Raw genomic sequence first — 2,982 nt, forward strand, 5'->3', positions numbered from 1 at the left:
GAAGCCGTCGTGGAAGCCGCTCGCGACTCCCTTGCGGCTGCCGCAACCCGCAACGCTCCCGAGGGGACAGCTGCGGCTGCCGGTGCTTCCGCCTCGGCTACCGGCGACCGTCTCTAGCAGTGCCCACCGAACAGCACAACCCATCTGGTTCAAGGAGAACACCCATGACTCCCACCCCTACCGCCGCACTTTCCCAGGCCGGCGTATCCATCTGGCTGGATGACCTCTCCCGTGAGCGGATCACCACCGGAACGCTCAAGGCGCTCATCACCGAACGGAACGTCGTAGGCGTCACCACCAACCCGAGCATCTTCGCCGCAGCGCTGAAGAACGGCGAATCCTACTCGGCCCAGGTCAAGCAGCTCGCTGCAAACGGCGCCGACGTCGACACCGCCGTCTTCGAGATCACCACCACCGATGTTGCTCAGGCATGTGACATCTTTGCTCCGGTCGCCGAGAAGACCGACGGCGTCGATGGACGCGTCTCGATCGAGGTTGACCCCCGGCTTGCGCGGGACACCGAGGGCACCATCGCCGAGGCGCGCCACCTGTTCGACGCAGTGGGCCGGACCAACGTCCACATCAAGATTCCGGCAACCGCTGAGGGGCTTGCGGCAATCACTGCAACCCTTGCTGCCGGTATCAGCGTGAACGTGACCCTGATCTTCTCCCTCGAGCGTTACCGCGAGGTCATCAACGCCTTCATGCTGGGCCTTGAGCAGGCGAAGGAGAACGGACATGATCTCGCCACCATCCACTCGGTCGCGTCCTTCTTTGTCTCCCGCGTGGATGCAGAGATTGACAAGCGCCTTGACGCCCTCGGCACCGATGAGGCCGCCGCACTGCGCGGCAAGGCCGGGCTCGCAAACGCCCGCCTCGCCTACCAGGTCTACGAGGAAGCATTCAGCTCCGAGCGCTGGAAGGTCCTTGCCTCCGCCGGAGCACACCCGCAGCGTCCGCTGTGGGCTTCGACCGGCGTCAAGGATCCGGCGTACCCGGACACCCTGTACGTCACTGGCCTTGTCGCCGAGGGCGTCGTCAACACCATGCCGGAAAAGACCCTGGAGGCCACGGCTGACCACGGTGAAATCACCGGCAACACGGTGACCGGAACCTATGCCGAGTCAAATGAGGTCCTCGACCGCCTCGAAAACATCGGCATCTCCTACAAGGAGGTCGTGCACCTTCTCGAGGAAGAGGGACTCGACAAGTTCGTTGTGAGCTGGAACGAGCTCCTCGAGACCGTCACCGCGGCGCTCGACTCCGCGAAGGGCTGATTGTCCATGGCTACCCTTTTTGTCAATGCATCCGGAGCCGCCGCCGAAGCGATCGAGCGCGCCATGCCGGAGCTGGTTGAGGAGCGGGTTGCATCACGGATCATGGCGAAGGACTCCACCCTGTGGGGTCCCGAGTCGGAGTCCGAGGCCTCGGTCCGTCTCGGCTGGGTCGACCTCATTGAAGCGTCACGCGCGCTTCTTCCGGACATTGCGCAGCTCCGCAGCGACCTGCACGGCGATGGGGTGAACCACATTGTGCTGTGCGGTATGGGCGGTTCTTCCCTCGCGCCGGAGGTCATCACCCGGTCGGCAGGAGTGGAACTGACTGTGCTCGACTCCACCGATCCGGCCCAGGTCCGCACGGCGCTGGCAGACCGCATCGGGAGCACGGCGGTCGTTGTGTCCTCGAAGTCGGGTTCCACGGTTGAAACCGACTCACAGCGCCGGGCCTTTGAGCAGGCGTTCGCAGACGCCGGAGTGGACCCGAAGAGCCGGATCATCATCGTCACCGATCCGGGCTCCCCGCTGGACGAGTCCGCCCGCGCGGCAGGCTACCGCGCTGTTTTCACTGCGGATCCGACCGTCGGCGGCAGGTACTCCGCGTTGACGGCCTTCGGGCTGGTGCCCTCCGGCCTGGCCGGTGCGGACCTCGCCTCGCTGCTTGACGATGCTGAGTCAATCTCCGAGTTCCTGACCGATGACGACGCGGGCAACGTCGGGCTGCGCCTCGGCGCCGTCCTCGGCGGCACACTTCCCCTGCGGGACAAGATCGTCTTTGCGGACGAGGGCTCCGGGATTGTCGGCCTGGGCGACTGGGTCGAACAGCTCATCGCTGAGTCGACGGGCAAACTGGGTACGGGAGTCCTTCCCGTCGTGGTGGAGCAGGATGCGCCGGAACTGTCCTCCGGCGCCCCCGACGTGCTCGCGGTCCACCTCGTCTCGCCGGAGTCCACCACGGAGCCCGAAGGCGACTCGATCGCCGTCGGCGGCAGCCTCGGCAGCCAACTGCTGGCCTGGGAGTTCGCCACTGCCGTGGCCGGCCGGCTCCTGGGGATCAACCCGTTTGACCAGCCCGATGTCGAGGCAGCCAAGCAGGCTGCCCGTGGGCTGCTCGATGCACAGCCCGAGTCCGTGCCGGCCAACTTCGTGGACGGAGCGGTTGAGGTGCGCGGAAGCACTGCTCTTCTCGGCACAGCCTCCACCCTCGGCGAAGCACTTGAGTCATTGTTCGGCGCACTGGAATCCAACGGGTATCTCGCGGTGCAGGCCTACCTTGACCGCATCGCAGAAGCACCCCTGGCCGGGATCCGTCCTGCCCTGGCCGGAATCACGGGCCGTCCGGTGACGTTCGGTTGGGGACCGCGGTTCCTTCACTCCACCGGCCAGTTCCACAAGGGTGGTACGCCTGTCGGCGTCTTCCTGCAGATCACGGGCGCCACCACCGAGGACCTCGCCATCCCGGAACGCCCGTTCAGCTTCGGTGAGCTGATCACGGCCCAGGCCGCGGGAGACGCACAGGTCCTCCAGGACGCGGGCCGCCCGGTCCTGAGGCTGCATCTTGCCGACCGTGCAGAGGGACTGCGGCAGCTTCAGGACGTCATCAGCCACCTGTCCGGTCAATCAGCTGAAAACGGAAACGGGTAAATGCCTGAGAACAGCACCAAGTCCAGAAATCCGCTACGGGACCCGCGGGACCGGCGGCTCA

2 protein-coding genes are annotated in these 2,982 nt (G+C 65.8%); both read left to right on the top strand.

Annotated features, from left to right (window positions below; genetic code table 11):
- Window positions 1-164 precede the first annotated feature (164 nt).
- Window positions 165-1,277, top strand: a complete 1,113-nt coding sequence (gene tal, locus X803_RS0100785; RefSeq protein WP_026543635.1) for a transaldolase — start codon at window positions 165-167, stop codon at window positions 1,275-1,277.
- Between the two features lie 6 nt (window positions 1,278-1,283).
- Window positions 1,284-2,921: a hypothetical protein gene (locus X803_RS0100790; RefSeq protein ID WP_026543636.1), complete on the top strand. Its 1,638-nt coding sequence runs from the start codon at window positions 1,284-1,286 to the stop codon at window positions 2,919-2,921.
- Window positions 2,922-2,982 lie beyond the last annotated feature (61 nt).

The sequence above is a fragment of the Arthrobacter sp. 35/47 genome, from assembly GCF_000520475.1.
In the GTDB taxonomy this organism is placed as follows: domain Bacteria; phylum Actinomycetota; class Actinomycetes; order Actinomycetales; family Micrococcaceae; genus Arthrobacter_D; species Arthrobacter_D subterraneus.